The organism is Pseudomonas sp. SDI, assembly GCF_003105155.1.
Classification (GTDB): Bacteria; Pseudomonadota; Gammaproteobacteria; order Pseudomonadales; family Pseudomonadaceae; genus Aquipseudomonas.
Window position 1 is genome coordinate 23,966 of record NZ_QETK01000004.1, and the last position, 25,466, is coordinate 49,431.

Genomic DNA, 25,466 nt, shown 5'->3' on the forward strand with positions numbered 1-25,466 from the left:
GGAACTGCTTATGAGCCTCAACGGAAAAGTCGCCCTGGTTACCGGGTCTACCAGCGGCATCGGCCTGGGTATCGCCCAAGCCCTGGCGCAGGCCGGCGCCGACGTCATTCTCAACGGTTTCGGCGACGCCAGTGCGGCGCTGGCCGAGGTCGGCCGGCACGGCACCCGGGTTGGTCATCACCCGGCGGACCTGGCCAGCGTCGAGCAGCTCGGCGAGCTGTTTGCCTATGCCGAACGCGACTTCGGCGGCATCGACATTCTCGTCAACAATGCCGGCATCCAGCATGTGGCGCCCGTCGAGGCGTTTCCCGTCGAGCGCTGGGACGCGATCATCGCCCTCAACCTCTCGGCCGTATTCCACAGCACCCGCCTGGCCCTGCCGGGCATGCGCCAGCGCAACTGGGGGCGGATCATCAACATCGCCTCGGTGCACGGCCAGGTCGGCTCTGTGGGCAAGGTCGCCTATGTGGCCGCCAAACACGGCGTGATCGGCATGACCAAGGTGGTCGGCCTGGAAACTGCCACCAGCAACATTACCTGCAACGCCCTCTGTCCGGGCTGGGTGTTGACCCCACTGGTGCAGAAACAGATCGACGATCGCGCGGCTGGCGGGGTCGACCCACAGCAGGCACAGCACGATCTGCTGGCAGAAAAGCAGCCGTCTTTGGCCTTTGTCACCCCGCAACATCTGGGTGAGCTGGTATTGTTCCTCTGTAGCGAAGCCGGTAGCCAGGTTCGCGGCGCTGCCTGGAACATCGACGGCGGCTGGCTCGCCCAGTAACCGCAAGGCAACGGGCGCCTGAACCCTGGCTGGCTTCGAGGTTCAATTTTCACAGCAAGGAGCATTCATGCGCCCTACTTCTCTTACTGCCCTGTTCACCCTGTCGCTGGCCGTTGCCGCACAGAGCCAGGCAGCCAGCCTCAAGGATGTCGCGCCGTATCCGGAAGCAGAAAAAGGCTTCAGTCGCCAGGTGATCCACCTGCCGGCACAAACCGACGAATATGCCTTCAAAGTGGAAATCCTTGCCGGCAAACAGCTTGAGGTCGACTGCAACAAGCAGCGCCTGGGCGGTACCCTGGAAGAAAAAACCCTCGAAGGCTGGGGTTACAACTATTACACCCTGGCCAAGGTCGAGGGCCCGATGAGCACCCTGATGGCCTGCCCGGATGGCAAGAAAACCAAGGAATTCGTGCCGGTAGTCGGCGATGGTTTCCTGCTGCGCTACAACAGCAAGTTGCCGATCGTGGTGTACGTGCCCAAGGATGTCGAAGTGCGCTATCGGGTCTGGTCGGCCTCCACCGAGGTCAAGACCGCCAGCGAGGAGTAAACCCGCCCTCGGCATGTGCCAGCGATGACTGTTCAGGTGGCCGACATCCCCCGCACCATCAGCGCCAAGCTCGTCGAACTGGCGGTGCGCAACGTGGTGTACGGCCTGCCGGTGAAGAATACCGACGCATTGGCCAATCCCGAGGCCCTGACTTATTTTCAGGACCGCATCGAGCTGCGCGATCAGGCATAATCCGCAGCTTTTTAGCGCACGCAGAGGCACCCGCCCAATGAAAGCACAGGCCCGTCACATTCTGGTCAAGACCGCCGAAGAGGCCGAACAACTCAAGCAACGGATCGCCAAGGGTGAAGCGTTCGACGTGCTGGCGAAGAAGTATTCCACCTGCCCTTCGGGCAAACGCGGCGGCGACCTGGGTGAAGTGCGCCCAGGGCAAATGGTTGGCGCCATCGACCAAGTGATCTTCAAGAAACCGCTGCGCACCGTGCACGGTCCGATCAAAAGCAAGTTCGGCTACCACCTGGTGCAGGTGTTTTACCGGGATTGAGCCTTGCTGAAGTGCTTCACCTGATATTTTTGCCAGTTGTCGGTCCCCCCCTTCGTTTGTATCACTGTGGCATCACTCATCCGGCCTGAAGCAAAGGCAGCCGGATGCGCCGTGGTGTACGCCTTTGGCAAAAGGGAAGACCGGCATGATGCATCCTTCGAAACTGGTTTCACTCTGTGCGTTGCCGTTGCTTGGCCTGGGCCTGTCGAACGCCCAGGCAGCTTGCGTTACCGGGCCCGACAGTGGCGGCAATGACCACTACCTGTGTGACAGCGGCACAGCGCCATCCCTCACCGACCTTACCGGCAACAACACCCTGACCCTGCCGGCAGGTGGCACCGGCACCCTTGGCAGCGTCTCCTTTGGCGACGGCAGCGACCTGGTTACTGTGCATGCCGGCACCATTACCGGCGCAGTCAGCCAGGGTGGCGGCATCGACGGTTTCCTCATGACCGCTGGCAGCATCGGCTCACTGGCCCAAGGCAACGGCCGCGACACCTTTACCATGACCGGCGGGACCATCGTCGGCGCCTTTGAAGACGGCGATGTCGGCAAGATGACCGGCGGCAGCATCGGCCGCGTCGACATGAAGCTGGACAACAACAGCTGGGATCAGTCCGGCGGGCGGATTATCGGCAGCCTGGTCACCGGCCTTGGTCAGGACACCATCACCGTCAGTGGCAACGCCTTCATCGGCGGCAACATCAGCACTAGCGCCGGGGTCGATATCGTGACCATCAGTGGCGGCGAAGTCGCTGGCAACCTCCTGCTCAGCACCGGCAACGACCAGTTCACTTGGCGAGATGGCGGGCTGATCCGCGGCGAAGTCCAGATGGACACCGGCGACGATACCGTCACCCTGAGTAACCTCAGCGAAACCCAACTGGGCTTGCCAGCCGTGATCAATGGCAACACGGGCAACGACCGCCTGACTTTCGACCACACCAGCAGCAGCCGCGGCGCGCGCTATACCAACTGGGAGAGCGTGTTCCTCAACAACGGTTCGGTGCTTACTTTGAACGACACGCTTCTGCTCGGCGATGCTGGCAGCGGTACCGGCAGCCTGAGCGTTGATGGCAGCAGCCAGATCGTCTCCCGTGGTGGCAGCCTTTCGGCAGCGGTTGCCGGGCAGAACGTCAATGTCGGCAACACCGGCCTGATCGACCTGAGCACTGGCGGCGATGCCCTCGGTCGGCTGATCATCAACGGCAACTACACCGGCAACAATGGCACCCTGAAGCTCAACAGCGTGCTGGCCGGCGACGGTGCCGCCTCGGATCGGCTGGTGGTAAACCAGGGGGCTATCACCGGCACCACCCATCTGCAGGTCAATAATCTCGGCGGCGCCGGGGCAGCAACCAGCCAGAACGGCATCCAGGTAGTGGAAGCCGCCAATGGCGCCACCAGCAGCAACGGCGCTTTTGTGCAGACCCAGGTGTTGCGTGCCGGGGCCTTCGACTACCGGCTGTTCAAGGGGGGCGTCACGGCGGGCAGCGAACAGAGCTGGTTCCTCCGCTCCACGGTGCTCGCCCCGCCGCCGCTGCCGGCGCCGGGCGAGCCACAACCGGTCGAGCCACCGGCGACCAGTGTGCCGCTGGCCGCACCAGCGCCGGGCCAGTCGGCGTTACCGCAGGCCGTGGCCGGGCAAAGCATTCCGCTGTACAGCCCGGAAGTCGCCACTTACGCCGCGGCCCCACGAGCTGCGGCACTGGTTGTGCGTAGCGCGCTGAGCACCTTCCACCAGCGTCAGGGCGACCAGCAGTTGCTGAATGAGACTGGCGCCGTCTCGGCCAGCTGGGGCCAGGCGTATGGCAGCAGTGTCCGCCAGCGCTGGTCAGGCACCGTCGAGCCCAGCCTGGATGGCAGCCTGTACGGCTTCAAGGTTGGCCAGGACCTGTTTGCCTGGCTCAGCGACAGCGGTGCACGGCAGCATGTCGGGGTGTATCTTGGCTCAAGCCATATCGACGGCGACGTGAAAGGCTTCGCCGTGGGCACTCACGACACCGCAGTGGGCGACCTGAAACTCGACAGCGAGCATGTCGGCGTGTACTGGACGCTGATCGGTCGGCAGCGCTGGTACCTCGATGCCGTGTTGCAGCATTCCAGCCTGGACGGCCGGGCCCGTTCCGATCGCGGCGACAAGCTCGATCTCGATGGGCATGCCTGGGCGGCATCGCTGGAGGCGGGATATCCGTTCACCCTGTCGCCGCGCTGGCGCCTGGAGCCGCAGGTGCAACTGATCGCCAGCAAGGTCTCGCTGGACAGCGCCAACGACAGTGCCGCGCGCGTCAGCTTCGATGCCCAGACCGAACTGACCGGCCGGCTTGGCTTGCGTCTGGAGGGCGACTTCAAGGCCGGGGACGTGCCGCTGCAGCCTTTCGTGCAGGTGAACGCCTGGCACGGCGACGGTGGCCGCGACACGCTGACCTTCGATGCTGTCGACAAGGTCAAGACCGATTACCGCAGCGCGTCGATGGAGGTCGGTGCCGGGGTGGTGGCGCAGATCAACCCGAGTGTCAGCGTGCACCTGGGCGTGGATTACGGGACCCATCTGGATGCCCGTCAGCAAGAGCGCGTCGGGGCCAACCTAGGGCTTCGCCTGAGCTATTAGGCCCCGACGCGCCGCGCTGCCAGCAAGCCGAGTTCGGCGCAGTTGAGCAGCGCGGCACTGATACGGTTGAACACCCGCCGTGGTCGGTAGGCTGAACCCGCGTTGCAGGCGGCACTCCACCAGCGATGCGGCTCCCCCGCCTAGAGGACAGTCAACGTCTTCAGGTCGAGCAAACTGAACTGCCCGCTGGCCCAGCCACCGGTATCGATATGCCAGACATTCCCCAGCACCTTCACCCGGCGCAATGGCGTATGCCCAACCACCAGCGCCCGCAGCCCATTGACCACCTCGCTGTTGCCTTGCTGCAGCCTTAGCCGCGACCACTGGCAGACATCCTGCACCTGTTTTTCCAGTGGCGCCTGCAACAAGTCGCGTAACCGATTCCAGTCGGCAAACGGACAATCGGCATGCAGCAACCCTACCGGGCCCTGCGCTGTCTCCAGCTCGATCGCCAGCGGCAACCGCTCGAAACGCTCGGCAAACGGCAGTTGCTGGGCCCTCGGCATATCGATAAACCAGCCGCCGCCAGCCGCTCGGTACTGGCCCAGGTCCAGCCACTGCCCGCGCACCAGCGCCACTGCCAGCCCCTCATGGTTACCCTGCACCGCATACAGCCAGGGCTGTGCCAGCCACTCCAGCACCTGGGCGCATTCCGGACCGCGGTCGACCAGGTCGCCGACGCTGAACAGCCGGTCGACCGCCGGATCGAAACCGACCGCATCCAGCGCCTGCTGCAAACGGCTGAAATGCCCGTGCACATCGCCCACCGCCAGATCGCGCCCGCGTGTATTAGCCGCCACCTGCAGCATGCTGTTCATTGCCGTCTCCTTTCGCTACTGCCGCGCCTCGGGCGTAAACTAGAGCCACCCCGCCCCTGGAGGTGAATCATGCGCCCTGCCCTGCTTCTTGCCCTGACCTTGCTGGCGGCGAACAGCATGGCACAGCCGGCCGCCGAAGCGCCCGTGACGGTCGACTATATCCATCCAGAAAAATTTCGCGACGCCCGCCTCGACAGCAGCGGCTACAACCGTGGCGCCGACGCCTATGTAATGAAGCAGTTGGCCGCCGAACTGCAGAAGCTCGGCGGCCGCTACTTGAATGGTTCCGCAAGACCTTCAAAGGTTGACACAGGTCGGCCCCGGCGGCGGCCAGCCTGCTAGAATGGCCGCCTAAACGTATTGGCAGGATCCAGCATGGGCATCAAGAAAACCTCCCTCGAACTCAAGCGCGACCTGAAAGCCGTGGCCGGCAATCTGGAGCGCACCGCCGGGGAGATCAGCAAGCTGGCCGAGCGGATCAAGGACGTCGACGTGGTCGCCGTGTTGCACCTGATGAACCGCCTGTACAAGGACTCGGACAAACTCAAAGCCTACGCCGACGAGATCAAGGACGGCCGCATCGTGCGCGGCAAGGCCGACTGACCCACGCCACAGGCTGTTGCAGCGGGCCCTGCTACACTTTATTACGCCTACGGGAGGAATGTGCCATGTCGGACAAAGAGATCACCACCCTGCTCAGCCTGATCAACCAACGCCAGGATCGACTGGCCTTCGCCTGCAAGGAAATCGCCGACTGGATCGACAGCCAGGGCGACCGCCCGGTCGCCGGCAAGATCCGCGACAGCCTCAAGGCCGTCGAAGCCGATGAAGTGCTGGTGAAAAAGACCCTGACCACACTGAGCCTGGATCGCCCGCTACCGCGCTTCCGCTGATCCGAGAGGCTCTTTGAAGCCGCTGCAACGGCTGGCCAGTGTCAGTCGACGTGGTCGTCGTGGTCTTCTTCATCGAGCACATCCAACCCGTATTCCTCGTCGTCGCTGTCGTCGAACAGCGGGTTGACCTCGGCCTCGGCCGGCTCATGGCCTTCGTCGAACTCATGGTCGAGCAAGTGATCGTGCTCGGGTTCGTGGATATCGTTTTCGTCGTTCATGCACGGCTCCTGGCTGCGGCTGTTTTCAGGGCGCCTATATAAAGCTGCCAGCGGCTGCGGTCAATGCCGCAAAGCTTCGACCGCGCAGGCGACCTGAGCCAGGTGCAGCGGGCCGTACTAGTGAGCATGAACTGAGATCGAGGTGAACTCCATCTCCGTATGCGTGAGATATCCGTACAGTTTCGGAAGTTTGGATCCAGTTTCGTGTCCAGTGCTGTCGCCGACCAGACGGCAGTCCATGCAATTTTGTTGGCTAGTTAGTTCGCTTACCATCTTTTGCGCGACGGGTGCCGATGAACAAGGCGCGGTGTCGGCAGCGGTGGTGGGGCCATCTAGATTGACGGCCCAACAGTTCGGATATAAAGTCCGCGGTCCTCGCCCCATAAGATGGAACTTATCGTGATTTTAATCCCCGCCTACGAACCGGATGAAACGCTGGTCAAGCTTGTGGATGAGCTGCTAGCACTGATGCAGGGGGCCGAGAAGAGCGTGCCCTTACTCATCATCAACGATGGTTCCCGGCGAGAAGTAGCGCTTCAGGTATTTGCCGATCTGGAGGCTCGGGGTATTGAAGTTATCACGCATGCAGTAAACAAAGGCAAAGGTGGCGCACTTAAAACCGGCCTTGCTATCGCCCGTGATAGAGGCATGCCTTACGTGCTCACTGCCGATGCCGATGGTCAGCACTTACCTGAGGATATTCTCCGCGTGCTGGCGGCCGGTAACCAAGCCCACGATTCGGTAATCCTTGGTCGCCGAGTGTTCGACGAATCCACGCCTTTGCGCTCGAAGTTCGGCAACGAATTGACTATCCGGGTTTTTCATCTGGTCCATGGCAAGCGGGTCAACGACACACAAACCGGACTCCGTTACATCCCGGCCGGATTTTATGAAGATCTGCTGGCCATTACCAAGGACAAATACGACTTTGAGCTTGCAGCGCTGATCATCTTCGCGCGTCGCAACAAGCTCCAGGAAGTCGTCATTCAAACTGTCTATGAGCCGGGCAACCCCTCTTCCCATTTCCGCAAACTACAGGACTCGGCGAAGATCTACGCGGTATTGCTGCGTGGCGGAATAGTTTCTCTGTTTCTCGCCTTGATGGACTTCTTGACGTTCCACCTGGCGGACGTGCTCACCGGCTCCACCACCGCGTCCGTGGTACTGGCGAGGACCGTCGGCACGATAGGCTACTTCTATCTGGCACGCAGTTTCATCTATAAAGTGGGTGGCGATACCGTTAGCACATTCACGAAGTACCTCCTCCTGGTGCTCCTGAATATTTCCATGCTTGTGCCGCTGATCGACCTGGCCAAAGAGCAGTTCGACATGCCGAAAGTACTGACTTACATTCTTGGCACCCTCGCATTGTTCTTCTTCAACTTCTTCGTGCAAAAGGCCTTTATCTTCAAAGAAGCCGGTGCGGCTCCGACGCTGGCATCCACCGCCATCCCCGCTGCAACGATCGCGGAAAGAGCTGAGTAACCCCTTCCTGCTCCGCGCCGGCCAATCGTGGTCGGCGCGGATGCCTTTGTACCTCCAGATTGGCCCAATCCACTCGGTAAAAATCGCCAGCCTGCCTTTGTGAATCAGACATGAATACGACCACTCAAACGCCTTCCTCTTATGTGGGCAACGATGTAGAACTGCGTACACGTACTTTCCGTTGGATAGCGGCATTGCTACTGCTGTGGCTTATTATCGGCACTGCCTTCCTGTATCGACAGGAACTGTCGATACGGCTCGGGCTTTGGGATCACTTCGACATCAGTGCGGTGAACTATTCCCGCTATGTAGATGCCCGGGATTCCCAGCAGGTTTTCCAAGACCAGCTGGCGCTGGTGCAGGAGGGCCGCCGTAGCGGTGCCTTGTTTGTCGGCCCGAGCAACCTTTACAGCCGTCAACTGCTGCCCATCAACAGCAACGAACACTATCGGATGAGCATAGAGTTGTTGGCCATCGCTGACGGTAGCGACGACAAGGGTTCGGCCACGTACGCGGGCCTGGTATTTTTCGATGAGAATAAAAACATCATCATCGCCCCACAATCGCACATGTTCGGCGTCGCCTCGAACAACGTGATCAACCGCGCTACTGGGCGGACCGTACTGAGCGGCCTGTTCTCTCCTGCCGAGCCAGGTCAAAACCGAATTCCGTCGAATGCCCGCTATATGAAGATCGCCATCAACCTCAATTACGGTGACCCTAAAGCGGCGGTGGTGCTGTCGAACGTCAAGTTCGCGCCTTATGTGCCTGTTGAGGACAACAAATGACGCTTTTTTTCGGGTTCCTGGCGGTTTCGCTGTTTGTACTGTTGATTGGTTTTATCTGGCCGATCAGAGGCCGCATCGACGTACTCTCTCTCACTACATTGACTGTCGCCAAGTCGCTGTGGCTGAGCTGGCTGGTAGTCTTCGTGTCCTACTGGTTGAACCTGGGCGACCTGCTGCTGCCGATTCTTCTGGTGGTGGGTGTGGTCACCGTGCGCCGGTTCCTCAAGGGCAACGATGCCGTCGTCACCTTCGATTTCGGCGCCGTAATCCTCGTAGTGGTGCTATTGCTTCTCGGTCTGCTATTGAGTCCGCTGGCGGCACTCAAGCCAATCTTTGAAGGAGAAATCGTACTCTCCGGCTGGGACGTCAATGCGTCCTGGAACAACTGGGCAATGCAGCTCTACGAGAATACCTATGCGCCTTACAGCGCAGCCTACCCGCTGTTCTTACCGGGGCTGTGGTCGCTGGTGTACAAGGCCCAGGCCAACCCAATGGTCTGGGTCATGACGCGGCTATTGCTGTGTGTGTTCCCGCTGCTGCTGGTTGTTCAGATCGGCTCGCTCTCCATCGCCCGCCGACCTATAGCAGCACTGCTGGTGTTCCTTTCGGTATGGGGCATATTCCTGCTGAACCCGCACCTGCTGGCCGGCATCACAGACCCTATCGTGATGATGATTACCCTGATCGCAGGCGTGGCGCTGTACCTTGCGACCTGTTGCGAACGCCAGGACGAGAGGATTGATCAGTACACCTTGTGTGCAGCGCTGTTTGCAGGCATCGGCGCGATTACCAAGCAGCCAGGTGCCCTCGGCGCTGTCGTGATCGCGCTGGGACTGATCCTGATCGGGCTGCGTACCTCGAAAGGGTTTGGCTGGTATCTGACGCGCCTGATTGCCATGGTCATCCCACCTGCGACCTTTATGATTATCTTCTCGTCCGCGCCGTCGATGCCGGCTGCGCTGGGCAACCTCACTTTTCTCATGAGCCTGACGTCAAAGGCATCCGCCGGCGGTGGCATCTATGAGAATGGCTGGAATCTGGTTGTCAGCATGTTTGGACGGTTCCCGTTGCTGCTGATGCTTACCTTGGCCGCGTTCAACCTGCTTACGCCGAAACGCCTGGCGAGTCAGATTGGTCTGATTTATCTGGTTTTCTCCGGTATTGCATTTACCGCCTATGCGAACTGCTGCGCCTATGATGAGCGCAACGGCTGGTTCCTGATTGCTTTGCTGGGGATGTCGGCGATCTGCGGCGCGTCGATTCTCGAACGTCCACTCATGCGCGAGCTGGCACCACTGGGCGCGCGCTTCGGTTCGATTAATAGCGTCATACGGCGACAACGCAGCAGTGGTAGCGCGACACTTCAGCTCATCGGCATAGCACTCGCCATTGCCATCGCCGGCGCGCTGCAATTGGGTATTGGCGAATCACGCTACCTTGAGGCCGCCAAAGAGGCCCGCCGCGGAATAGTTTGGCCAACCGTCAATAGCCTGGTTTATACAGACATCGACAGCTTGGGCGATGGCCTGATCATCTCCAACTATCAGTTCGTCGCACTGCTACCTGACATGGAGAAGCGCCATCGCAGCTGCGCCAACATCGAATGCGTCGTCGACGCTATCAAACAGCATCCGGGCAGCCGTGTCCTGATGGGGCCGGAATCGTTCAGCTATCCAGCACTGCGCGCATCCCTGGGCGCTACGGATTATCTGGCCAGCGAGGACAAGTACGGATTCGTAATCACGCGAAGCCTGAAGGCTGAGGATTTGCCCGCTGCGGTATTGGCCACATCTACTCACTGAGCATCCAGGGGCAGAGAAGCGATCTATTGAGGGCGCCCTGGCCCCAGGTATACCTGCCTGTAGCGTACAAACGCGGAATGGAGGGGCTGGCCCCTCCTACGCAATTGGGTTAATGCGCAGCGTCCAGCGTTGATCGAGCCTGGTCGTGTACGAGCGGCGCTCATGTACGCCCCCATACAACTGTCGCCATACCTATGCGACAATACGCGCAATGTCTGGCCTCAACCCCGCCTTTATCGCCCCAACAACTCGGTCACAGCGTGCAGATGCTTCTGTCGACATCGGCACGATAGATCAATTCGGCTTCCGATTGGAACGAGCTTGAGAAGTTGAAGATTGGTCCCAAATTGCTCCCAGGCGAAACAAGCACACCATAAGCTATTGATAGGTAAGCCCTTTGATCTCCACCGCTAACATCACCATGCAGTTCGGTGCCAAGCCCTTGTTCGAGAACGTCTCGGTCAAGTTCAACAACGGCAACCGCTACGGTCTCATCGGCGCCAATGGCTGCGGCAAGTCGACCTTCATGAAGATCCTCGGCGGCGACCTCGAGCCGTCCGGCGGCCAGGTCATGCTCGAGCCGAACGTCCGTCTGGGTAAACTGCGCCAGGACCAGTTCGCCTACGAAGAATTCACCGTGATCGACACCGTGATCATGGGCCATGAAGAACTCTACCGGGTCAAGGCCGAGCGCGATCGCATCTACTCGCTGCCGGAAATGACCGAAGAAGACGGCATGGCCGTCGCCGAACTGGAAACCGAGTTCGCCGAGATGGACGGCTACACCGCCGAATCCCGTGCCGGCGAGCTGCTGCTGGGCCTGGGTATTCCGCTGGAACAACATTTCGGCCCGATGACCGAAGTCGCCCCCGGCTGGAAACTGCGTGTGCTGCTGGCCCAGGCGCTGTTCTCCGACCCGGAAGTGCTGCTGCTCGACGAGCCAACCAACCACCTGGACATCAACACCATCCGCTGGCTGGAAACCATTCTCACGGCGCGTAACAGCACCATGATCATCATTTCCCACGACCGGCACTTCCTGAACAGCGTCTGCACGCACATGGCCGACCTCGATTACGGCGAGCTGCGTCTGTTCCCGGGCAACTACGACGAGTACATGACCGCTGCCACGCAATCGCGCGAGCAACTGCTGTCGGACAACGCCAAGAAGAAAGCCCAGATCGCCGAACTGCAGACCTTCGTCAGCCGCTTCTCGGCCAACGCCTCGAAAGCCAAGCAGGCCACCTCCCGCGCCAAGCAGATCGACAAGATCCAGCTGGCCGAAGTCAAGCCGTCGAGCCGGGTCAGCCCGTTCATCCGCTTCGAACAGAACAAAAAGCTGCACCGCCAGGCCGTGACCATCGAGAAGATGTCCAAGGGCTTCGACGGCAAGACCCTGTTCGAAAACTTCAGCTTCACCGTCGAAGCCGGCGAGCGCGTTGCGATCATCGGTCCGAACGGTATCGGCAAAACCACCCTGCTGCGCACCCTGGTCGGTGAAATGACCCCGGACGCCGGCTCGGTAAAATGGACCGAAAGCGCCGAGCTGGGCTACTACGCCCAGGACCACGCCCACGACTTCGAAGACGATGTCAGCCTGTTCGACTGGATGGGCCAGTGGACCCAAGGCGAGCAGATGATTCGCGGCACCTTGGGCCGGATGCTGTTCTCCAACGACGAGATCCTCAAGTCGGTGAAGGTGATTTCCGGTGGTGAACAAGGCCGCATGCTGTTCGGCAAACTGATCCTGCAAAAGCCGAACGTGCTGGTGATGGACGAACCGACCAACCACCTGGACATGGAATCGATCGAGGCGCTCAACCTGGCGCTGGAAAACTACCCAGGCACGCTGATCTTCGTCAGCCACGACCGCGAGTTCGTGTCCTCGCTGGCCACCCGCATCATCGAACTGAGCCCAAGCGGCGTGACCGACTTCAGCGGCACCTACGATGACTACCTGCGGAGCCAGGGCGTGGTGATCTAAAGCGTAGTAAACGCCTGTTTGTGGGAGCCCGCCTCGCGGGCTCCCACAGCACGGTTCAAGGCAGTAGAACGCGCACCTGTAAAAACTCATTAGCCTGCTTTCTTTTATTCCCTTCCCCGGCCATCATGAGCGCTCTCCTCCCGCCGACCCGCGAACGAGCCCCATGACTGCCCCGGCACCTGCTGCACCGCCTAGCGCCAGCGTCACCCTGCAGATCCTCTCGATCGTCTTCTACACCTTCATCGCCTTCCTCTGCATTGGCCTGCCGATTGCCGTGCTGCCTGGGCATGTCCACGACCAGCTGGGTTTCAGCGCCGTCATTGCCGGCCTGACCATCGGCCTGCAGTACCTCAGCACCTTGCTCAGCCGGCCCATGGCCGGGCGCCTGGCCGATAGCCTTGGGACCAAGCGGGTGATCGTCTACGGCCTGCTCGGGATTGCCGCCGCAGGTGCGCTGACCTGGGCCTCGGCGCTGCTGGTCAGCCTGCCGGCGATCAGCCTACTGGTGCTGCTGGTCGGCCGTGTGCTACTGGGCATCGCCCAGGGTCTGATCGGCGTCGGCACGCTCAGTTGGGGCATCGGCGAGGTTGGCGCCGAACACACCGCGCGAGTGATTTCCTGGAACGGCATCGCCTCGTACGGCGCCATCGCCATCGGTGCGCCGCTGGGCGTACTGCTGACCAGCACGCTGAGCTTCGCCAGCCTGGGCATCGGCCTGCTGCTGCTCGCCGGCATGGCCCTGGTCATCGTGCGCAACAAACCCTCGCTGCCGCTGATGCGCGGCGAGCGCCTGCCGTTCTGGGCCGCCTTCGCCCGGGTCGCACCCTGTGGCGCCAGCCTGACGCTGGCCTCAATCGGCTACGGTAGCCTGACCACCTTCGTCACCCTGTTCTATCTGGAGCGCGGCTGGAGTGGCGCCGCCTGGTGCCTCAGCGCCTTCGGCATCTGTTTCATCCTGTCGCGCCTGCTGTTCGTCAACGCGGTCAATCAATACGGTGGCTACCGGGTGGCCATTGTCTGCATGGCCGTCGAGGCGCTGGGCCTGAGCCTGCTCTGGTTGGCGCCATCTCCCGCGCTGGCCCTGCTCGGTGCCGGGCTGACCGGCTTTGGCCTGTCGCTGGTGTACCCGGCACTGGGCGTCGAAGCGATCAAACAGGTACCCAGCAGCAGCCGCGGCGCCGGCCTGGGGGCCTATGCAGTGTTCTTCGACCTGGCCCTGGCGATTGCCGGACCGTTGATGGGCATGGTTGCCGCGCAGCTCGGCTACGCCTGGATCTTCTGCGTTGCCGCCCTGCTCTCGCTGGCCGGCGTCGGCCTGAGCACAGTACTGCTCAAACGCAGCCAGGCTCACTGATCGGCCGTGTGCAAGCCGGCCCGGTTCGGTTTGCCCAGGGCGCGGTTGAAAAAGCGCGTGGCTTCGGCCTGCAGGCTCAGGTGAATGCCAGCGCGGTCGACACCGTCCGGGTCGTTGCACAGCGCGGCCATGCGCGCGCGCTGTTCGTCGTCGCAGGGCGCCATGAACACAAAATGCCCGGCACCGGCCAGCCGCTTGTAGTCCGGCGAGATCGGCAGCTTGCGCGCCAGGGCCTCGGCGTTCTTGTCGATGGCCAGTAACTGGTCGCGGTCACCGCTGTAGATCAGCGTCGGCACTTGCACATCGGCCAGGCTCTGACGGCCGAACATCAGGCTTAACGGTGCCATCAGCAGCAAGGCGCGTACGCGGGGATCGGCCTCGGGCAGCAGATCGTCGCGATCGGCGATCAGTTCACCGCGCATCTTGCAGGCGTCGCCGTCCAGCGGACGCTCCTGGCAGTAACGGCGCAAGCGTTTCAGATCGGGCCGCGCGCCGGACAGGATCAAGGCCGTCTCGCCACCTGCCGAATAGCCGATCATGCCGACCTGCTCGACGCTCACATAGGGGGATAGCAGCGCGTCCGCCAACGTTGCGCTGATCGCCGCACTGATCTGCAGCGGCCGGCCATAGAGGTTGCTCAGGGTGCCCAGGCGGCTGTGGTCGTGGGCGTTGTCACCGGGGTGGATGACCGCCACCACCACGAAACCGCGCCGTGCCAGCGCGGTGGCCAGGTCGTGCAACGCCAGCGGGGTGCCGGTGTTGCCGTGAGACAGCATCAGCAGCGGGAAGCGCCCAATCGCCACCGGCGAGCCTTCGACAGCGTCGATGCGATAGCCGTCAATCGTGCTCCGGTGATCGGCGCCGGTGGACGGGTAGAACGCCAGGGCCTGCATCGGCTGGTTATCCAGTGGGTCGGCAAACGTCATGCGGTGCAGGCCCACGCTCCAGTGCTGGGCGGGTTCGGCGTGCACCGAAACACAGCCGCCGATCAGCAATAGCATCAAAACCGCGCGTACCCGCCACATGCTCTTTCACCTTGAACGGCCGGCCATGCTGCCAAACCAAGTTGAAGCATAGATCGGGCCATGCTGGCGAAGATGAAATCCAGATGAAAAAACCGACTGCCGGGCAAGCCGGCAGTCGGTTTCGGGTGTAACGCAGTCAACCTCAGGCGGCGACGAACAACTCGCTGTCGATCTGCGCCTGGGCCGCCTGCAAGGCTTGCTTGCGCGGCTCTTCACCGTAGGCCAGGCCGTGGGCACGGACGAACTCGACGTTGGTGATGCCGATGAAGCCGAGGAACACTTTCAGGAAGTCTTCATGGCCAACGCCGGTTGGCTGCCCCTGGTGCAGGCCGCCGGCGGTCGATACCACGATCACCTTCTTGTTACCGCACAACCCTTCCGGGCCGGCTTCGCTGTAACGGAAGGTCTTGCCGGCCACGGCGACACGGTCGATCCAGGCCTTGAGCTGGGTTGGAATGGAGAAGTTGTACATCGGCGCAGCAATCACCACCGCGTCGGCGTCGAGAAACTCCTGCAAGGTCTCGCTGCTCAGCTTGGCTTCGTGCTGCTGGGCGGCATCACGCATTGCTTCCGGAGTGCCGGCAGCCACCAGGGTGGCGGCGGAAAAGTGGCTGATCGCGTCGGCGGCCAGGTCACGGTAGATCACCTCGGCAGTTGGCTCGGCAGCGGTCCAGGCCTCGACCACGCTGCGGCTGAGCTGACGGGAAGCGGAATTGTCGCCGAGGATGCTCGAGTCGATGTGCAACAGTTTCATGGGGCTCTCCTGAATGGGGACCGCGGTGCGGCGATCACGATGGAGGTAATCCTACCGATGCCACGAATAGCTGATAAGCTGGCAAAAATGTATCAGTTCGTTCCACTGATAGAACAATGGGTCATTTCATGCAGGATCTGAACGATCTTTTCTACTTCGCCCGGGTGGTCGAGGCCGGTGGTTTTGCCGCCGCCGGACGCTTGCTGGGGATTCCCAAGTCGCGCTTGTCGCGGCGTATTGCCGAGCTGGAAGAGCGCCTCGGTACCCGCCTGTTACAGCGCACCACACGTAAACTGAAGCTGACCGCAGTTGGCGAGCGCTACCTGCGCCATTGCCAAGCGATGTTGCTGGAGGCGGAGATGGCCGACGAGGCGGTCGCCAGCATGACCAGCGAACCGCGCGGGCGCTTGCGGGTTTCGTGCCCGGTGGGCCTGGCGCATGAGTTCCTGCCGGCGGTGATCAGCCGGTTTCTCGCCCAGTATCCGCAGGTGCAGTTGGACATGGTCCTGCTCAACCGGCGGGTCGACCTGATCAGTGAAGGTATCGACGTTGCTCTGCGCGTACGCGACCTGGGCGACGAAGACCCGAGTCTGGTCACCCGTCGGCTGCGCCAGGCCAAGTTGATGCTGGTGGCCACTCCGGCGTTCGTTGCCGAGCAGCAGATCAGTACCCCCGCCGACCTGAACAACGCGCCCGTGCTTGGCGCGGTGGAGTCCGACCGGCTAGTGCACCTGCGCCTGCTCGATGCGCAGGGCAACAAGCACGACCTGACGCTGGAAGCGCGACTGGCGGTGGACGATTTTGTCGTGCGTAAGGCGGCAACGCTGGCCGGACTGGGCTTTACCGCACTGCCGATCATGCACTGCGAGGCCGAGCTGGCCAGCGGCGAACTGGTGCAGTTGCTGCCAGACTGGTCGATGCCCAGCGGTTATCTGCAAGCGGTGTACCCGCATCGGCGTGGCGTGCTGCCGGCGCTGCGGGCCTGGATCGACCATCTGGTGGCAAGTTTCGAGGAATGTGGAGAACGCTATGTCTGAACGGCCAATGAACGAAGATGAGGTGGTAGCGCTGTGCCTGAGTTTGCCGGGGGCGCGAGAAGACTACAAATGGGGCGGCGTGCGCGTGTTTTCGGTGGCGGGCAACAAGATGTTCGCCGTGCTGGACCTGGCCGCTGCCGGGTTGTCGTTCAAAGTCGATAGCACGCTGTTTCTCGGCTATGTCGATCGCCCCGGTGTGCGCCCGGCACCGTATCTGGCACGGGCCCATTGGATCAGCGTGGCGCCGCCCTACGCGCTGGGGCGCGCGGAGCTGGAGGAACTGCTTCGGCGCTCTCATCGACTGGTGGTGAGCCGGCTACCCAAACGGGTGCAAGTCGGGTTGTTGCAGTAGTCCGGGGTTGATCTGCTTCAACGACATAATTGCCACGTTCAACTGCGCATCGGCTCTTGTTCTGAGCGTGCTTCGCGCCATCTGAACGCAACGATGCCAACCTGGCAGCCACCGACTCACACGCTGGCTGCCGGGTTGGACGTTAACCACCGGCTTGCAGATCACCCCCCGTAAGCCCGGTATTACGGGGGGAGGAATCAATCCACCCACTCTGCGCCTTACCGGCCTGGCGCGACACCGGCGCCCACGCGCGGGCAGCCCACAGGTTAGCCTGGCTCGCGCTCTGCCAGTTCTTCGAGCAAATCGGCCGATGGCACGAAGAACAGGCCGCCGGTCACCGCCGTGCTGAAGTCCAGCAGGCGGTCGTAGTTACCCACCGGCTTGCCGACGAACATGTTCTCCAGCATCTGCTCGATCGGCTGCGGCGAGCGCGCGTAACCGATGAAGTAGGTGCCGAACTCGCCGACGCCAGGGCGACCGAACGGCATGTTGTCGCGCAGGATCTTCACTTCTTCGCCGTTTTCTTCGATCACCGTCAGGCTGCTGTGCGAGCAGCTTGGCTTGACGTCGTCGGCCAGTTCGATGTCGGACAGTTTGGTCCGGCCGATGACCCGCTCCTGGGCCTCGACCGACAGCGCGTTCCATTCGCCCATCTTGTGCAGGTACTTCTGCACCAGCACGTAGCTGCCCTGGACGAACTCGGGGTCTTCATCACCGACCAGGGTGAAGCGCTCGATCTTGCGCCCGGTCGGGTTCTCCGTACCGTCGACGAAGCCGATGATGCTGCGCATGTCGAAGTAGCGGAAGCCCTGCACTTCATCGACCACCGCAACGGCGTCGCCCAGCGCAGCCATCAACTGGGTGGCCAGTTCGAAGCACAGGTCCATCTGCTCGGCACGGATGTGCAGGAGGATATCGCCCGGCGTCGCTACGGCACGGCGGCCGTCTACGCCGAACTCGCGGAACGGGTGCAGGTTGGCGGGGCGTGGGCCGCCGAACAGGCGATCCCAGGCATCCGAGCCAAAGCCGCAGACACAGGACAGGTTGCCATCCGGCACGCGCTTGCCGACCGAGCGGGTGAGCCCGGCGACATCGGCGCACCAGCCGCGTACAGTCTCGGCGGCTTCGGCGCCGGGCGCCAGGGTGGCGACGATGAAGATCGCGCTGCGGGTGATAGGGCTGCAAACGGATTGTGCTTCGATAAGGTCGTTGGCCATTGCTGCGTGCTTTTACTGTGGTAGCGGAGAAAGCGTGGACTGTAGCAGAGACACCCAGCGTTGACAGTGTCTGTGTGCCACCTGTGGCCGCCGGCGTTCATGAACAGCGAAGCGGCATCACCTGGCAAGTCCATGCAGACAGAGCAGAACCGCTGGTAAACCTGCCGTCCAGCCGACCGATGGCCTGGCGCACAATCAACGCTGGTGAATGCCGTGGTATCCAAGGCGATCGACCAATCTTCAGCCTCACTGTTACGGCTGAACTTCAGTTGGTGGGTAATACCGCTGCGAGCGCCAATGGCAGCGTTGAGAATATGAATCACGTAATACAGGTCTTGCTGACCGAGCCAGAAAGAACCGCCACAAGCTTTCCGCCGGCGTTGCCGGAGGATCCGACGAGCGGTTCAAATGAAATTGAACATTTCCCTGCCTCAAGCGCTCTGGGCCGGCACTGATAGTCTGCGCAAGGTCCCCGCCAGCGGCGTTCTCCTTTACACTATCGCCCCTTCGGCGCAGCCCCTTCTGCGCCCAATCGATTAAGCCCAAGCCCATGCCTTTCGAACTCAGCGTAGACCTCACCACCCTCGCCATTCTCGCCGCAGTCGCTTTCGTCGCCGGTTTCATTGACGCCATTGCCGGCGGCGGTGGCCTGCTCACCACGCCGGCGCTGCTTACCGCCGGTATGCCGCCGCACCTGGTGCTCGGCACCAACAAACTCAGCTCGACCTTCGGCTCGGCCACCGCCAGTTTCACCTACTACCGACGCAAGCTGTTTCACCCGGCACAATGGCGTCATGCGCTGGTTGGCACCCTGATTGGCGCCCTGCTCGGCGCGGTGATCGCCCATTATCTGCCCGCCGAATGGCTGAACAAGATGCTGCCGGTGATCGTCTTTGCCTGTGGCGTGTACCTGCTGTTCGGCGGCACGCCAAAAGCACCGCTGGACGCCGATGTGCCGGTGAAAAAGAAATGGCAGTTGCCGCAGGGCTTTACCCTGGGCTTCTACGATGGCGTCGCCGGCCCCGGCACCGGCGCGTTCTGGACGGTCAGTTCGCTGCTGCTGTACCCCATCGACCTGGTCAAGGCCAGCGGTGTGGCACGCAGCATGAACTTCGTCAGCAATGCCGCCGCGCTCTCGGTGTTCATCTTCTCCGGTCAGGTGGACTGGCTGGTCGGCCTTTCGATGGGCTCGGCGCTGATGGTCGGTGCGTTCTTCGGTGCACGTACCGCCATCAGCGGCGGTAGCAAGTTCATCCGCCCGGTGTTCATCACCGTGGTGCTGGCGCTGACCGTGCGCCTAGCGTGGCAGCACTGGTTCGGCCAGGCCTAAACGCCGCGCCACGTACAGGTCGATCAGGTAGCGGGCAATCGAGCGCCCCGCCGGCAATGGCGGCAGCGCATCGACCCGGAACCACTGGGCGTCCTCGATTTCGTCCGGCTGCATGACGATCTCGCCAGCGGCATATTCGGCATGGAAGCCAAGCATCATCGAATGCGGGAACGGCCAGCACTGGCTGCCGACGTACTGGATGTTCTGCACCTCGAGCGCCACTTCCTCGCGCACTTCGCGCACCAGGCAATCCTCAGCCGACTCGCCCGGCTCGGCAAAACCGGCCAGGGTGCTGTACACCCCGCTGACGAAGCGCGGCGAGCGCGCCAGAAGGATTTCATCGCCACGGGTAATCAGCACGATCATGCTCGGCGAAATGCGCGGGTAGCTGCGCAGCTCGCAGGGCTGGCAGTACATCGCCCGCTCCCAGTGGATCTGCTGCATCGGCTGACCACAACTGCCGCAGAAGCGATGCTCACGGGCCCAGGTGCCGATCTGCGCGGCGTAGCCGAGAATGGTGTAAGTGTCGAAGTCGCCTTCGAGCATGAACTGACGCAGGCCGCGCCAGCTGCAGCCGGCCACCGGCTGCACGGCGCGCAGTTCGAGCAGGAACACCGGCTGGCCATCGTAATGGCCGATGCCGTGTTCGCAAAGGATGTCGAGGTCCTGGCGCTTGAGCCAGTCGCGCGGGAACAGTGCGCCGTTGTCGTCCACCAGGAAGCCTTCGGCACTGCGGGCAACCGCCCAGCCGCCGGTGATCGTCGTATCCAGTACCGCAGTGCTCCAGCGCGCTGACATGTTGCCGTTCCTTAATGACTCGGCGACTGGAGGGTCAGTCGTCGAAAGTCGGTTTCTGTTTGCTCATACCGGCGGCCACGGCCACCCGCAGATCGGTGGATTGCAGCATGGCGGCGTTCCAGGTAGCGATATAGTCCAGACCGTCGTCGATCCGGTGGTCGCGCATGTAGCTGAGCATTTCCTTGGTGCCGGCCACGGCAAGCGGAGATTTTGCGGCAATTTCGCTGGCGATGGCAAAGACTCCGTCGAGCAGGCTGGCCTGATCGGCATACACCCGGTTCACCAGGCCGATCTGCCGCGCTTCTTCGGCGTCGATATGCCGCCCGGTATAGGCCAGCTCACGCAGGATGCCGTCGCCGATGATGCGTGGCAGGCGTTGCAGGGTCCCGACATCGGCGGCCATGCCCATGTCGATTTCCTTGATCGAAAACTGCGCGTCGCCAGCGGCGTAGCGCATGTCGCAGGCGGCGATCAGGTCGATCGCGCCGCCCAGGCAGTAGCCCTGAATGGCCGCCAGGACCGGTTTGCGGCAATTGTCGACGGCAGTGAACGAGGCCTGCATCTGCAGGATCTTGCGCCGCAGCAGGCGCGCGTTGCGGCCAACGTCCTTGCCCAGTTCGTTGGCCACCGAGGCCAGCAGCATCAGGTCGATACCCGAAGAGAAGTGCTTGCCGGCGCCGCTGATCACCACCACGCGCACGGCGTCGGTGTCGTCGATCCATTTGAAGATCTCGACGATCTCGCTCCAGAACGCCGCGTTCATCGCATTGATCTTTTCCGGACGGTTGATCTGCACGTGGGCGATGTTGTTCGTCAGTTCGACCTTGAACGCGCTGTAGTCGGTCACGGGGGCTCTCCTTGGGCTGAGGTCAGTGGGGTCGCCGGACTATATCGCACTCGTGAGACCGCACTTGTGCCAAAACCGGGACTTTGCGTCCTTGATCTTGGCCCGCGCTTGGGGCAAGTTGCGCAGCTGTTGAATTATAAGGAAACATTTTCATGCCCCGTTCCCTGGCCGGCGCCCTGGCCCACAATTTCCTCGGGCATTCGCCACGCTGGTACAAGGCCACCCTGTGCCTGTTCCTGCTGCTCAACCCGTTGCTGCTGTTCACCCTTGGTCCGGTGGTCACCGGCTGGGTGCTGGTGGTGCAGTTCATTTTTACCCTGGGCATGGCGCTCAAGTGCTACCCGCTGATGCCGGGTGGCTTGCTGATGGTCGAGGCGCTGCTGCTCGGCATGACCACGCCACAGGCACTGTACGAAGAGCTGCAGCACAACTTCCCGGTGATCCTGCTGCTGATGTTCATGGTGGCCGGCATCTACTTCATGAAGGACCTGCTGTTGTTCCTGTTCTCGCGGATCCTGCTGGGGGTGCGCTCGAAGAGCGTGCTGGCCTTGCTGTTCTGCTTCCTCTCGGCATTTCTGTCGGCGTTTCTCGATGCCTTGACAGTGACCGCGGTGATCATCAGTGCCGCTGTAGGGTTCTATTCGGTGTATCACCGGGTTGCTTCCGGGACCAACCCGCGCAGCGAGGCGCAGATCGATAGCGATCAGCAGATCGGCGAGCTGGATCGTGATGACCTCGAACAGTTCCGCGCATTCCTGCGCAGCCTGCTGATGCAGGGTGCGGTGGGCACGGCGCTGGGCGGCGTGTGCACGCTGGTGGGCGAGCCGCAGAACCTGCTGATCGGCCATGAAATGGGCTGGCACTTTGCCGAATTCTTCAGCCAGGTCGCGCCGGTGTCGTTGCCAGTGCTGGGCGCCGGTTTGCTGACCTGTGTGCTGTTGGAGAAGCTCGGCTGGTTTGGCTACGGCACCTTGCTGCCGGACCGGGTGCGCCAGGTGCTGGCCGCCTACGCTGCCGAAGACGATGCCCAGCGCACGCCGCAGCAGCGTGCGGCGTTGCTGGTGCAAGGGCTGGCGGCGTTGATCCTGATTGTTGGCCTGGGCCTGCACGTGGCCGAGGTGGGGCTGATCGGCTTGCTGGTGATCGTGTTGATCACGGCGTTTACCGGGATTACCGACGAGCACCGGCTGGGCCGGGCATTTCAGGATGCGATGCCGTTTACCGCGTTGCTGGTGGTGTTCTTCGCGGTGGTGGCGGTGATTCATCAGCAGCAACTGTTCAGCCCGTTGATCCAGGCGGTCCTGGCGTTGCCGCTGGAGCAGCAGCCGGGGATGCTGTTCATTGCCAATGGCCTGCTGTCGGCGATCAGCGACAACGTGTTTGTCGCGACGATCTATATCACCGAGGTGAAACAGGCGTTTCTCAATGGCAGCATAAGCCGCGAGCATTTCGAGACGCTGGCGGTGGCGATCAATACCGGGACCAACTTGCCAAGCGTGGCAACGCCGAATGGGCAGGCGGCGTTCCTGTTCCTGCTGACCTCGGCGATTGCCCCGCTGATTCGGCTCTCGTATGGGCGGATGGTGTGGATGGCGTTGCCGTATACGCTGGTGATGGGGGGCCTGGGCTGGTGGGCGGTGACGTACTGGCTGTAGCGTAACGCCGCTGGGAGTGGGGCCAGGCCCACTCCCGTCAACCGATACTGTGCCACACTCGCCGGTCGCGGCTCAGCAGCTCGTCTGCCGCCGCCGGGCCGTCCTCGCCCGCCGCATACGGCTGCACCTCGCCATGCTCCCGCCAGGCATCGAGGAATGGCTGCACGGCGCGCCAACCGTTCTCGATGTTGTCGGCACGCTGGAACAGCGTCTGGTCGCCCGTCAGGCAGTCGTAAATCAGCGTCTCGTAACCGGTCGACGGCTGCATCTTGAAGAAGTCCTTGTAGGCAAAGCCCAGTTCGACGTTCTCCATGGCCAGCGCCGGCCCCGGCCGCTTGGCCTGCAGGTCGAACCACATGCCTTCGTTGGGCTGGATCTGGATTTTCAGGTAGTTGGGCTTGAGCCGCTCCACCTCGGTATCGCGAAACTGCGCATACGGCGCCGGCTTGAAGCAGATGGCAATTTCGGTGTCGCGCACGCTCATGCGCTTGCCGGTGCGCAGGTAGAACGGCACGCCGACCCAGCGCCAGTTGTCGATCATGACCTTCAGCGCCACATAGGTTTCGGTGTTGCTCTGCGGGTCGACGCGCGGCTCCTGGCGGTAGCCCGCAAGCTTCTTGCGGCCCTGCCTGCCCTCGGTGTACTGGCCGCGCACCGAGTGCTTCAGGGCCATGGCTTTCGACCAGGGCCGGATCGCGCCGATCACCTTGGCCTTTTCGGTGCGCACCGCATCGGCGCCAAACGCCGCCGGCGGTTCCATTGCCACCATCGCCAGCAGCTGGAACAGGTGGTTGGGCACCATGTCGCGCAATGCCCCGGTGCTGTCGTAGAACGCGCCACGGGTTTCCACGCCGACGGTTTCTGCGGCCGTGATCTGCACATGATCGATGTAATGATTATTCCAGAACGCCTCGAACAGACCGTTGGAGAATCGGCTGACCAGGATGTTCTGTACGGTCTCCTTGCCCAGGTAGTGGTCGATGCGAAAGATCTGCTTCTCGCTCATCACCTTGAGCAAACTGGCGTTCAGCGCTTCGGCGCTGGCCAGGTCATGACCGAACGGCTTTTCCACCACCACCCGGCGAAACCCATTGCGCTCGTCGAGCAGGCCGGCGGCGCCGAGCTGCGCGACCACGCCGCTGAAGAAACGCGGCGAAGTGGCCAGGTAAAAGATCGCGTTGCCGTTGCGGTTTTTTGCGATGCGCTCGGCAATCGCCTGGTAGGTCGCAGGTTCGACAAAGTCGCCGGTCAGGTAGCCAATGCGCTTGGCCAGGCGTGCCCAGCGTTTGTCGTCCAGACACTTCACCGCGCCCGCGCCCGCGCCGGCCGCCTGGTCGCGCTCGCGCATGAACGCCTCCAGGCGCGCGGCGAACTCGCCAGCGGTGGCCGGGTTATGGTCGACGCCGACGATGCGCAGGTTCTTGTCCAGCAGGCCATCGCGACTGAGGTTGTACAGTGCCGGCATCAACAGGCGTTTGACCAGGTCGCCGTTGGCGCCGAAGAGGAACAGGGTGCAGGGTGGCGCCGCTTCGATCTCATGTTTACTCATTCGCCGGTCTTCTTCTCGACATGCCCACCAAAGCCGAAGCGCATCGCGCCGAGGATCTTGTCGCCATAGGTGCCCTGGGTTTGCCGCGAGCGGAAACGGGCAAACAAGGCACTGGACAATACCGGCACCGGCACGGCCTGCTCGACGGCGGCATCGACGGTCCAGCGGCCCTCGCCGCTGTCCGACACCGAACCGCTGTAGGCGCGCAGTTGCGGGTCTGCGACCAGCGCGTCGGCGGTCAGGTCGAGCAACCAGGAGGTCACCACGCTGCCGCGCCGCCACACCTCGGCGATCTCCGGCAGGTTGAGGTCAAAGCGCTGCTCCGCGGGCAGGCTTTCGCTGGCCTTGGTCTTGAGGATGTCGAAACCTTCGGCATAGGCCTGCATCAGACCGTACTCGATGCCGTTGTGGATCATCTTGACGAAATGCCCGGCACCAGCCGGCCCGGCATGGATGTAGCCCTGCTCGGCACGCGCGGTCGGGCCGCTGCGGCCACGGGTGCGGGGGATCTCGCCCACACCGGGGGCGAGGGTCTTGAACAGCGGTTCGAGGCGCTCGAACACCGCGTGCTCGGCCCCGATCATCATGCAGTAGCCGCGCTCCAGGCCCCAGACGCCGCCGGAGGTGCCGACGTCGACATAGTGCAGTTGACGCGCGTCCAGCGCCTGCGCCCGACGGATGTCGTCCTTATAGAAGGTATTGCCGCCGTCGATGATCACATCGTCCGGCGCCAGCAGGTCGGCCAACTGGGCGATGGTCTGTTCGGTCGGCTCGCCGGCCGGCAACATCACCCAGATCGCCCGTGGTGCTTGCATCTGTTTGACCAGCGCGGCCAGGTCAGCCGCGCCTGTGGCGCCCTCGCCGACCAGGCTGGCCACCACCGTGACATCGCGGTCGTGCACCACCGTGGTGTGCCCGTCGCGCATCAGCCGTCTTGCAATATTGCCGCCCATGCGGCCCAGCCCCACGATTCCCAATTGCATGTGCCGATGCTCCCCGTCGATTGGAAAATACCTTGTCAGACCCACAAGGTTAGTCCACACCAACGGCCGATGATTGCGCCTGCAGGTCGCCCAGTTGAACCAACTGCTGCAACAAGCGCTGGTCGACGGCCCC

General features: G+C 62.4%; 26 protein-coding genes and 2 pseudogenes. 19 read left to right on the plus strand and 9 right to left on the minus strand.

Annotated elements, in window-relative coordinates:
- Positions 1-10 precede the first annotated feature (10 nt).
- The 5 genes and pseudogenes from hbdH to DCO48_RS03490 all read left to right on the plus strand — a co-directional run bounded on the left by hbdH (position 11) and on the right by DCO48_RS03490 (position 4,444).
- Positions 11-781, plus strand: coding sequence for a 3-hydroxybutyrate dehydrogenase (gene hbdH, locus DCO48_RS03470; protein WP_116549226.1), 771 nt, complete (start codon positions 11-13; stop codon positions 779-781).
- Between the two features lie 67 nt (positions 782-848).
- Positions 849-1,328, plus strand: a complete 480-nt coding sequence (gene eco, locus DCO48_RS03475; RefSeq protein ID WP_116549227.1) for a serine protease inhibitor ecotin — start codon at positions 849-851, stop codon at positions 1,326-1,328.
- Positions 1,329-1,520: pseudogene (locus tag DCO48_RS03480) on the plus strand (hypothetical protein); the annotation flags it as partial.
- A 37-nt stretch (positions 1,521-1,557) separates the two neighbouring features.
- Positions 1,558-1,833, plus strand: a complete 276-nt coding sequence (locus tag DCO48_RS03485) for a peptidylprolyl isomerase (protein ID WP_007932676.1) — start codon at positions 1,558-1,560, stop codon at positions 1,831-1,833.
- Between the two features lie 145 nt (positions 1,834-1,978).
- Complete coding sequence (locus tag DCO48_RS03490; protein WP_256583961.1) at positions 1,979-4,444, plus strand: autotransporter outer membrane beta-barrel domain-containing protein; 2,466 nt, start codon at positions 1,979-1,981, stop codon at positions 4,442-4,444.
- A gap of 140 nt (positions 4,445-4,584) precedes the next feature.
- On the opposite strand, the gene DCO48_RS03495 is transcribed toward DCO48_RS03490, so the two are convergent.
- Entirely contained in the window at positions 4,585-5,262 is a 678-nt protein-coding gene (locus tag DCO48_RS03495; RefSeq protein ID WP_116549228.1) for a metallophosphoesterase, read from the minus strand.
- A gap of 69 nt (positions 5,263-5,331) precedes the next feature.
- Here DCO48_RS03495 and DCO48_RS03500 point away from each other — a divergent pair, with 69 nt between their 5' ends.
- From DCO48_RS03500 to DCO48_RS03510, 3 genes are all read left to right on the plus strand, one after another.
- Positions 5,332-5,604 (plus strand): hypothetical protein, encoded by a 273-nt coding sequence (locus DCO48_RS03500; protein ID WP_116549229.1) that lies wholly within the window; start codon positions 5,332-5,334, stop codon positions 5,602-5,604.
- A gap of 33 nt (positions 5,605-5,637) precedes the next feature.
- Positions 5,638-5,865 carry a hypothetical protein gene (locus DCO48_RS03505; protein WP_116549230.1) on the plus strand — a complete coding sequence of 76 codons (228 nt, stop codon included), beginning with the start codon at positions 5,638-5,640 and terminating at the stop codon, positions 5,863-5,865.
- 65 nt (positions 5,866-5,930) lie between these two features.
- Positions 5,931-6,155: a hypothetical protein gene (locus DCO48_RS03510; protein ID WP_116549231.1), complete on the plus strand. Its 225-nt coding sequence runs from the start codon at positions 5,931-5,933 to the stop codon at positions 6,153-6,155.
- 41 nt (positions 6,156-6,196) lie between these two features.
- Here the strand turns inward: DCO48_RS03510 and DCO48_RS22685 are convergent, their stop codons facing one another.
- Entirely contained in the window at positions 6,197-6,373 is a 177-nt protein-coding gene (locus DCO48_RS22685; protein ID WP_165840722.1) for a hypothetical protein, read from the minus strand.
- A gap of 399 nt (positions 6,374-6,772) precedes the next feature.
- Between DCO48_RS22685 and DCO48_RS03515 the strand changes: the two genes are divergently transcribed.
- The 6 genes and pseudogenes from DCO48_RS03515 to DCO48_RS03540 all read left to right on the plus strand — a co-directional run bounded on the left by DCO48_RS03515 (position 6,773) and on the right by DCO48_RS03540 (position 13,786).
- A complete protein-coding gene (locus DCO48_RS03515) occupies positions 6,773-7,858 on the plus strand; it encodes a glycosyltransferase (protein ID WP_165840723.1) in 1,086 nt (361 codons plus the stop codon).
- Between the two features lie 110 nt (positions 7,859-7,968).
- Complete coding sequence (locus DCO48_RS03520; protein WP_133247582.1) at positions 7,969-8,646, plus strand: hypothetical protein; 678 nt, start codon at positions 7,969-7,971, stop codon at positions 8,644-8,646.
- Complete coding sequence (locus tag DCO48_RS03525; RefSeq protein WP_116549234.1) at positions 8,643-10,448, plus strand: hypothetical protein; 1,806 nt, start codon at positions 8,643-8,645, stop codon at positions 10,446-10,448. Before DCO48_RS03520 ends, DCO48_RS03525 begins: the two co-directional genes overlap by 4 nt.
- 169 nt (positions 10,449-10,617) lie before the next feature.
- A pseudogene (locus DCO48_RS22880) lies at positions 10,618-10,825 on the plus strand (hypothetical protein); the annotation flags it as partial.
- A gap of 20 nt (positions 10,826-10,845) precedes the next feature.
- Entirely contained in the window at positions 10,846-12,432 is a 1,587-nt protein-coding gene (locus DCO48_RS03535; protein WP_116549235.1) for an ABC-F family ATPase, read from the plus strand.
- Positions 12,433-12,595: 163 nt separating this feature from the next.
- Complete coding sequence (locus tag DCO48_RS03540) at positions 12,596-13,786, plus strand: MFS transporter (RefSeq protein WP_116549236.1); 1,191 nt, start codon at positions 12,596-12,598, stop codon at positions 13,784-13,786.
- Here the strand turns inward: DCO48_RS03540 and DCO48_RS03545 are convergent.
- Positions 13,780-14,811, minus strand: a complete 1,032-nt coding sequence (locus DCO48_RS03545; protein ID WP_116549237.1) for a dienelactone hydrolase — start codon at positions 14,809-14,811, stop codon at positions 13,780-13,782. The genes DCO48_RS03540 and DCO48_RS03545 overlap by 7 nt on opposite strands.
- Before the next feature lie 142 nt (positions 14,812-14,953).
- A complete protein-coding gene (locus DCO48_RS03550; protein WP_116549238.1) occupies positions 14,954-15,565 on the minus strand; it encodes an FMN-dependent NADH-azoreductase in 612 nt (203 codons plus the stop codon).
- A 128-nt stretch (positions 15,566-15,693) separates the two neighbouring features.
- Between DCO48_RS03550 and DCO48_RS03555 the strand changes: the two genes are divergently transcribed.
- Positions 15,694-16,602 (plus strand): LysR substrate-binding domain-containing protein, encoded by a 909-nt coding sequence (locus DCO48_RS03555; protein WP_116549360.1) that lies wholly within the window; start codon positions 15,694-15,696, stop codon positions 16,600-16,602.
- Entirely contained in the window at positions 16,595-16,954 is a 360-nt protein-coding gene (locus DCO48_RS03560) for an MmcQ/YjbR family DNA-binding protein (RefSeq protein WP_116549239.1), read from the plus strand. The genes DCO48_RS03555 and DCO48_RS03560 overlap by 8 nt, the downstream gene beginning before the upstream one ends.
- 266 nt (positions 16,955-17,220) lie before the next feature.
- Here the strand turns inward: DCO48_RS03560 and DCO48_RS03565 are convergent, their stop codons facing one another.
- Positions 17,221-18,171, minus strand: coding sequence for a Dyp-type peroxidase (locus tag DCO48_RS03565; RefSeq protein ID WP_116549240.1), 951 nt, complete (start codon positions 18,169-18,171; stop codon positions 17,221-17,223).
- Here DCO48_RS03565 and DCO48_RS22535 point away from each other — a divergent pair.
- Both DCO48_RS22535 and DCO48_RS03570 read left to right on the plus strand, forming a co-directional pair.
- On the plus strand, positions 18,171-18,626 hold the full coding sequence (locus DCO48_RS22535; protein WP_133247583.1) for a hypothetical protein: 456 nt from the start codon (positions 18,171-18,173) through the stop codon (positions 18,624-18,626). The two genes, DCO48_RS03565 and DCO48_RS22535, sit on opposite strands and share 1 nt — an antisense overlap.
- A gap of 95 nt (positions 18,627-18,721) precedes the next feature.
- Positions 18,722-19,501 carry a TSUP family transporter gene (locus DCO48_RS03570; RefSeq protein ID WP_116549241.1) on the plus strand — a complete coding sequence of 260 codons (780 nt, stop codon included), beginning with the start codon at positions 18,722-18,724 and terminating at the stop codon, positions 19,499-19,501.
- On the opposite strand, the gene nudC is transcribed toward DCO48_RS03570, so the two are convergent.
- The gene (gene nudC, locus DCO48_RS03575; RefSeq protein WP_116549242.1) at positions 19,469-20,299 is read right to left on the minus strand and encodes an NAD(+) diphosphatase; all 831 of its coding nucleotides are present in this window, start codon (positions 20,297-20,299) and stop codon (positions 19,469-19,471) included. The genes DCO48_RS03570 and nudC overlap by 33 nt on opposite strands.
- Before the next feature lie 34 nt (positions 20,300-20,333).
- On the minus strand, positions 20,334-21,146 hold the full coding sequence (locus DCO48_RS03580; protein WP_116549243.1) for a crotonase/enoyl-CoA hydratase family protein: 813 nt from the start codon (positions 21,144-21,146) through the stop codon (positions 20,334-20,336).
- A gap of 152 nt (positions 21,147-21,298) precedes the next feature.
- On the opposite strand from DCO48_RS03580, the gene nhaB reads away from it, so the two are divergent.
- The gene (gene nhaB / locus DCO48_RS03585; protein ID WP_116549244.1) at positions 21,299-22,801 is read left to right on the plus strand and encodes a sodium/proton antiporter NhaB; all 1,503 of its coding nucleotides are present in this window, start codon (positions 21,299-21,301) and stop codon (positions 22,799-22,801) included.
- A gap of 37 nt (positions 22,802-22,838) precedes the next feature.
- Here the strand turns inward: nhaB and zwf are convergent, their stop codons facing one another.
- Both zwf and gnd read right to left on the minus strand, forming a co-directional pair.
- Positions 22,839-24,350 (minus strand): glucose-6-phosphate dehydrogenase, encoded by a 1,512-nt coding sequence (gene zwf, locus DCO48_RS03590; RefSeq protein WP_116549245.1) that lies wholly within the window; start codon positions 24,348-24,350, stop codon positions 22,839-22,841.
- On the minus strand, positions 24,347-25,333 hold the full coding sequence (gene gnd / locus DCO48_RS03595; protein ID WP_116549246.1) for a phosphogluconate dehydrogenase (NAD(+)-dependent, decarboxylating): 987 nt from the start codon (positions 25,331-25,333) through the stop codon (positions 24,347-24,349). The genes zwf and gnd overlap by 4 nt, the downstream gene beginning before the upstream one ends.
- Positions 25,334-25,466 lie beyond the last annotated feature (133 nt).

Coding starts and splice junctions, on each gene's coding strand:
- DCO48_RS03485 (WP_007932676.1), top strand. CDS start 1,558: ATGAAAGCACAGGCCCGTCACATTCTGGTCAAGACCGCCGAAGAGGCC.
- nhaB (WP_116549244.1), top strand. CDS start 21,299: ATGCCCCGTTCCCTGGCCGGCGCCCTGGCCCACAATTTCCTCGGGCAT.
- DCO48_RS03550 (WP_116549238.1), bottom strand. CDS start 15,565: ATGAAACTGTTGCACATCGACTCGAGCATCCTCGGCGACAATTCCGCT.
- DCO48_RS03555 (WP_116549360.1), top strand. CDS start 15,694: ATGCAGGATCTGAACGATCTTTTCTACTTCGCCCGGGTGGTCGAGGCC.
- DCO48_RS22685 (WP_165840722.1), bottom strand. CDS start 6,373: ATGAACGACGAAAACGATATCCACGAACCCGAGCACGATCACTTGCTC.
- DCO48_RS03490 (WP_256583961.1), top strand. CDS start 1,979: ATGATGCATCCTTCGAAACTGGTTTCACTCTGTGCGTTGCCGTTGCTT.
- hbdH (WP_116549226.1), top strand. CDS start 11: ATGAGCCTCAACGGAAAAGTCGCCCTGGTTACCGGGTCTACCAGCGGC.
- DCO48_RS03525 (WP_116549234.1), top strand. CDS start 8,643: ATGACGCTTTTTTTCGGGTTCCTGGCGGTTTCGCTGTTTGTACTGTTG.
- nudC (WP_116549242.1), bottom strand. CDS start 20,299: ATGTCAGCGCGCTGGAGCACTGCGGTACTGGATACGACGATCACCGGC.
- DCO48_RS03520 (WP_133247582.1), top strand. CDS start 7,969: ATGAATACGACCACTCAAACGCCTTCCTCTTATGTGGGCAACGATGTA.
- DCO48_RS03545 (WP_116549237.1), bottom strand. CDS start 14,811: ATGTGGCGGGTACGCGCGGTTTTGATGCTATTGCTGATCGGCGGCTGT.
- DCO48_RS03565 (WP_116549240.1), bottom strand. CDS start 18,171: ATGGCCAACGACCTTATCGAAGCACAATCCGTTTGCAGCCCTATCACC.
- zwf (WP_116549245.1), bottom strand. CDS start 24,350: ATGAGTAAACATGAGATCGAAGCGGCGCCACCCTGCACCCTGTTCCTC.
- gnd (WP_116549246.1), bottom strand. CDS start 25,333: ATGCAATTGGGAATCGTGGGGCTGGGCCGCATGGGCGGCAATATTGCA.
- DCO48_RS03505 (WP_116549230.1), top strand. CDS start 5,638: ATGGGCATCAAGAAAACCTCCCTCGAACTCAAGCGCGACCTGAAAGCC.
- DCO48_RS03570 (WP_116549241.1), top strand. CDS start 18,722: ATGCCTTTCGAACTCAGCGTAGACCTCACCACCCTCGCCATTCTCGCC.
- DCO48_RS03500 (WP_116549229.1), top strand. CDS start 5,332: ATGCGCCCTGCCCTGCTTCTTGCCCTGACCTTGCTGGCGGCGAACAGC.
- eco (WP_116549227.1), top strand. CDS start 849: ATGCGCCCTACTTCTCTTACTGCCCTGTTCACCCTGTCGCTGGCCGTT.
- DCO48_RS03560 (WP_116549239.1), top strand. CDS start 16,595: ATGTCTGAACGGCCAATGAACGAAGATGAGGTGGTAGCGCTGTGCCTG.
- DCO48_RS03540 (WP_116549236.1), top strand. CDS start 12,596: ATGACTGCCCCGGCACCTGCTGCACCGCCTAGCGCCAGCGTCACCCTG.
- DCO48_RS03495 (WP_116549228.1), bottom strand. CDS start 5,262: ATGAACAGCATGCTGCAGGTGGCGGCTAATACACGCGGGCGCGATCTG.
- DCO48_RS03510 (WP_116549231.1), top strand. CDS start 5,931: ATGTCGGACAAAGAGATCACCACCCTGCTCAGCCTGATCAACCAACGC.